This window comes from Sphingomonas sp. P2_B6 (assembly GCF_056404755.1).
Genome location: NZ_JBFUDK010000033.1, coordinates 1 through 4,386, shown reverse-complemented (window position 1 = coordinate 4,386; position 4,386 = coordinate 1). Strand labels below are relative to the sequence as shown.

4 protein-coding genes and 1 pseudogene are annotated in these 4,386 nt (G+C 61.2%); all 5 read right to left on the bottom strand.

From position 1 onward, the window contains the following. The coding region (locus tag AC1DX5_RS24160) for a calcium-binding protein (RefSeq protein ID WP_478017848.1) at nucleotides 1-1,293 on the bottom strand (1,293 nt) is incomplete at its 3' end. Nucleotides 1,294-1,684: 391 nt separating this feature from the next. Further along, a pseudogene (locus AC1DX5_RS24155) lies at nucleotides 1,685-1,828 on the bottom strand (IS110 family transposase); the annotation flags it as partial. Between the two features lie 168 nt (nucleotides 1,829-1,996). After that, nucleotides 1,997-2,386, bottom strand: a complete 390-nt coding sequence (locus AC1DX5_RS24150) for a cupredoxin domain-containing protein (protein ID WP_478017847.1) — start codon at nucleotides 2,384-2,386, stop codon at nucleotides 1,997-1,999. Between the two features lie 1,000 nt (nucleotides 2,387-3,386). After that, nucleotides 3,387-4,064: a transposase gene (locus tag AC1DX5_RS24145; RefSeq protein ID WP_478017846.1), complete on the bottom strand. Its 678-nt coding sequence runs from the start codon at nucleotides 4,062-4,064 to the stop codon at nucleotides 3,387-3,389. Between the two features lie 124 nt (nucleotides 4,065-4,188). Beyond that, nucleotides 4,189-4,386, bottom strand: a 198-nt coding sequence (locus AC1DX5_RS24140) for an IS3 family transposase (protein WP_478016075.1), incomplete at its 5' end; no start/stop codon positions are given.

Genomic DNA, 4,386 nt, shown 5'->3' with positions numbered 1-4,386 from the left:
GCCCATGAGGCCGTCATTGCCGGCACCGCCGTAGAGAATATCGTTCCCGGTACCACCGACCACCTGATCGTTGCCGTCGCCGCCCCAGAGCTGGTCGTCGCCCGCGTCGCCATAGATGAAGGCACCGGTGTTGGTCCCGCTCACCTGGATCAGGTCGTTGCCGTCCTCGCCATAGAGCAGGTCGCCGCCGCCGGCCTTATCGAAGATGAGATCGTCGCCCGCGCCGCCGGCCAGCTCGTCCCGGCCCTCGCCGCCTTCGAGACTGTCATTGCCAGCCTCGCCAAAGAGGTGGTCGTCGTTTCGATTGCCTTCAATCCGGTCGTTTCCTTCGCCGCCGTAGAGCCAGTCCGCCGCGGGATCGCCCCGGAAATAGTCATTGCCAGCGCCGCCATATACAAGCTCGGTGGTGTCGCCCTGATCCACATAAAAACGGTCGTCGCCCGGTGTTCCATAGACAACGTTGCTTAGCTTATTATCGTTAAAGGTCACGCCGCTAAAGGGCTGGATTGCTGCGAATCCGGGAGAAATGAATAGATAGAATCGCTCGATGTTCTCTCCAGGAAACATCCCGTCATTATTCAAGATCATGGCCGTATCGTAGCCACCGTTGGGGTCCTCACGCATGATATCCCGGAAACCGTTGGCGCCAATTACCCAATAGGTGTCGTCGCCGGCGCCGCCATAAAGCGTGTCCTTGATGTTGGCAGAGTTGTCATAGACATCCGGGTTGTAGTCATACCCCCAGCTGTACAGGATATCGTTGCCGTCGCCGCCATAGAGCGTGTTGCTGCCCCAGCCGCCGTTCAGGAGATCGTCGCCGGCGCCGCCGTAGAGCGTGTCGTCCCCTGAAAGGTTGACGAATTCGTCATCGCCGAACAGGCGGTCATTGCCGTCCCCGCCGTATAAGGTATCAGTGCCTTGCCCGCCTGCGACGAAATCGTCGCCCTCGTCACCATAGAGGATGTCGTCGCCCCCGCTGCCGCGGCTCGGATCGAACGCCGATCCGCCGTACAGCGTGTCATTCCCCAGCCCGCCATGAATGAGGTCATAGCCCTCCTTGCCGTCCACCTGGTCGTCACCGGCACCCGCGTCGATATCGTCCTGGAGGTTGGTGCCCACCAGGACGTCGTTGCCCGGCGTGCCGGTGATCGTCGCCATGGCGACTATTCCAGGATCGTTCTCGGGCAGGATCGTCGCCACATAGCGTCCCCCGAAAGGATATCCGACGCCGCCGATGGTCGAGATATCGACCCTGCCGCGATCATTTGCCAGAAAACTGCTAATGGCTGCCATGGAATCTCTCCGGAGATCAGCCACCTGAGCGCGTGACCAAGGTTATGAATAACTCTCTAACAAACCAGTGCAAATCGGTTTTTGCAGCCGCTGTCCTTTAGGCTGGAATTACGGTGACAGGAATTGCGGTGACATGACCATATCTCCACGCCTGCAGCCGCGCAGTGCCGGCCCAGCAGGTCGCGGTACAGCGCATAATCCTCATCGCCGAAGAAGGTCTGCGCGCGACCGCTGCCGCGCTGCGTCACATGGTGGGCGTGACCCGTGAAAACCGCGCGAGCACGGCGACCCATGCGGTAAACCATCGCGACATCGCTGACCGGTCAATTGAATGGACTGTCGCTGGAACTACGGTCAAATTGAGTGGACTGTCACCGGTACCATCCGTCGCCCCCGCCTTGACCTCGTGCTTCGAGATCTTCTGGCGGCCCGGCTGGATAGAACTCACTACCCATTTTACCGTCGACAGTTCCAATGAAACGAAAATCGCGCCAAGATCGGTGCGGATAGTGGTCTGTTCGATCGGGCAGTCCAAAAGCTTCACGGTCGCCTCCAGGGTTGGTGTTAGCAACCGCATCCTGCCAAAGGCCGGGCCGCCATCCACCACACATGGAATCTGTCACCGGTACCTTCTCGCTCCAGGCCGATCATGGCGACGCGCGTGGATGCGGCACCGCGACCTCAAGGGTGGCGCGAACGTCCCTTACTGCACCACGATCGTCCCGGTCATCCCGAAGGTCGAATGCATGAAATGCGTGCAATGCGCCTCGTAGCGGCCGGCCGCCGGCGCGGTCAGGTGCACATCGGCCGACTGGCCGCCGTCCAGCGCGATCTTGCCCTTGGCGATCGCCGCCCGATCCTCCGGCGCGACGCGCGCCGCGTCGAAAAACGCCTTGGCCTCGAAATCATGCCCGCCCTTCGCCTGGTTGACGAAGTGCAGCACATAGGGCTGGCCGTGCTGCAGGGTGATCGTATCCGGCGTGAACTTGAAGTTGGACAGGTCGATCTCGATTCGCTGGGCGCTGCCCTGCGCAGGCGCCTGCGCCCCTGCGAGGCCGAGCAGCGCGACAGCGGACAGAATGAGCGGTTTCATGTGGCGATACTCCGAACGGGCACCCCTGCCGGTTGTTAAATAGGAGCGCGCTGCGGGTGCGTTCAACCATATCTTGGTTGGGGCGGCGGTGCAGCCGTGTCACCCAATTACCGTGTCTCACTCAAAGGGTGCAGTCCAACCGGCGCAACGGATGTCACCCAATTACCGGGTCTCACTCAAGGGGTACAGTCCAGGCGCAGCGAATCTCCGCTACGCCCCACATCACCCTAGAACCTGCGGCACACTGTCCCGCTCAGACCGTCACCACTCCAGCGAAACAGCGCCTCGCCCAAGCGGGCCGGGATCAGATGCCCACGCCCGTGCTAGGCGATCCCGCATTGCCGGAAGGTTACGCCTCGCCACCAAATGCAACGATAATTCTGGTGCCAACCAATTTTACAACGACCGCGCCGATTAAGACTACCGCCGACATGGCAACATCTTTTATCGAAAACCCCCAATGGAAGCCAAATGCCAGGTCAACAACCCCACACGCACCCATCACGAAACACAATAATATCGTGAACCACAATGCGATTTGGAAAGAGTAATTGGTGAATGTCTTGGGGCCTATCATGGTGTGCATCCGAGTTGACGTGTTGTGGCCGTTGCAGTTACCTTGCCTCCATAGCCGCCATAGATGCCCGCACCGTATCTAGGGCCTCCACTGATCGATCCGCCAGAGCCATTCGTCGAGACCGAACCCTCGCCTCCGATTCCAAGCGCAGCGCCACCACCGACTACATGACCTCCGCTAACCCCGGATTGTAAAGGACCGGACGAATAGCCGAGCGACGGACTAGCTCCAGCGCCTGCAAAAAAACCGAAGCCAACCAAGCCTTGGAAGCTCGCTGACCCATAGAATTGGGTTCCTCGCAAACTACCGATGCGGAAGAAGTCCGTTGGGATAGATACGCCTCCCTCCGCTCCAATTCCGAGAGCCGCATAGAGAAATGCTCCGCTCGCTGAACCACCCAATCCTATCGTGATGCGTCCGGAATTACGGTGACAGTGTACTTTTAGCAACCTTCCGCCCGCGCCTGGCCGGTGCAAGCGTCCGGCCGCTTTCCCGCTCCAGCGCGGCAAGGAACGCAGCRTCGCCCACCGGACGGCCGATCGTCTCGGCTTTCCGCAGTCTGGCAAWCYGCTCCTCCTCTTCTCCGGCCGAAAGCAAGGCGCGGAAGTCGGGYTGGCGCTCCAGCACCGGTGCGACCGCCGTCACYCCATCGTCCGCGACGCGGCCCAGATGCGCATGAACGCTCGACCACGGCCAGTCGGTCGCCTGTGCCACCAGGCCTGCGCGGACCGGATTGAGCGCGACATATCGCAGCGCCGCGCCGAGATGCGCCTCGTCCATCGCGACGCAGCCGAAGCGCCCCTGCCAGAAATGSCCGGTCCGCTTCAGCCGGGCATGGACATGGCCCGCATAGCGCCGGTGSACCGCGGCSAGCGCGCGCCGCAGACCGTCMTGATCGGAYGGCACMARSACGAGATGCACATGGTTCGGCATGAGYACCCAGGCCCAGACCTCGACCCCGGCCGCCGCGCAATGCTCGGCGAGGAGATCGCGATAAAGCGCATAGTCCGCGTCGCTGAAGAAGGTCTGCGCGCGGCCATTGCCGCGCTGCGTCACATGATGGGGATGACCCGGAAAAACCGCGCGTGCCAGGCGTGCCATCCAGCCATGCTATCGCTGGCGAACTGTAGACGAATTAGTGCACTGTCACCGTTATTCCCCACCGTTATTCCCATGGAGTGCACCCCAGTGTTGAGACACGATAATTAGGGACAGCGCGTTGCTGTCATGGCGAGGGGCTGCTGCGCAGCACCCCTGGCGACATTTCTTCATACTCGTCCGGTGACAGATAGGCCAAGGCGGAGTGCAGGCGCTGACGGTTGTAGACCTGCTCGATGAAGGCGCCGATCTCGGCCCTGGCATGCGCGAGATCGCGGTAGTCTGCGCCGTTTACCTGCTCCTGCTTCAGCGTCTTCATGAAGCT

Coding starts and splice junctions, on each gene's coding strand:
- AC1DX5_RS24150 (WP_478017847.1), bottom strand. CDS start 2,386: ATGAAACCGCTCATTCTGTCCGCTGTCGCGCTGCTCGGCCTCGCAGGG.